The following is a 524-nucleotide window of genomic DNA, read 5'->3' as shown; positions in this document are numbered from 1 at the left end:
CACCTCGACCCCGGAAGAACTGGCCACCCGGCCGCCGCGCGCCGACAGCAACCGCAGCGCATAGGCCGGCCCGCGCGGACCGGCGACGGCTTCGCTGGCGGTCTGGAAGACCGACAGGGGCCCGGCCATATCCAGCAGCTGGAATCCGGGAACAAGCAGGAAAGCAACTTCGACAGGCATGGCAATTTTTCAGGGAAATATGTCATTCACGCCATAGCTTCCCTCGCTAGAGTATAGGCTGTCAACCCTGCTCCTGCCCCACCATGCCCGCCTTCGCTTCCCTGCACGCCGGCCGCCGCAACGCCCGCATCCTGGCCCTGTGCCAGGCTTTGTACATCGCCGCCATCTCCATAGACCTCACCCTGACGGCCCTGACCGGCCACATGCTGGCGCCCACCCCGGCCCTGGCCACGCTGCCTTTTGCCCTGATCACCGTGGCCGGGGCCGCCGTCACCTGGTTCGCCTCGCTGCTGATGCAGCGCGTCGGCCGCCGGGCCGGCTTCGCCCTGGGCGGCCTGGCCGGC

Annotated in this window: 2 pseudogenes; one reads left to right on the top strand and one right to left on the bottom strand. The window is 68.7% G+C overall.

Going from position 1 to position 524, the window contains the following annotated elements:
• Positions 1-180: pseudogene (locus LPZ50_RS25265) on the bottom strand (GlxA family transcriptional regulator); the annotation flags it as partial.
• An 83-nt stretch (positions 181-263) separates the two neighbouring features.
• Here LPZ50_RS25265 and LPZ50_RS25260 point away from each other — a divergent pair.
• Positions 264-524, top strand: a pseudogene (locus tag LPZ50_RS25260) (MFS transporter); the annotation flags it as partial.

The sequence above is a fragment of the Bordetella petrii genome (assembly GCF_020991325.1).
Classification (GTDB): Bacteria; Pseudomonadota; Gammaproteobacteria; order Burkholderiales; family Burkholderiaceae_B; genus Bordetella_A; species Bordetella_A petrii_E.
Note: the sequence above shows the minus strand (reverse complement) of the source record. Positions and strands in the feature narration are given on the sequence as shown.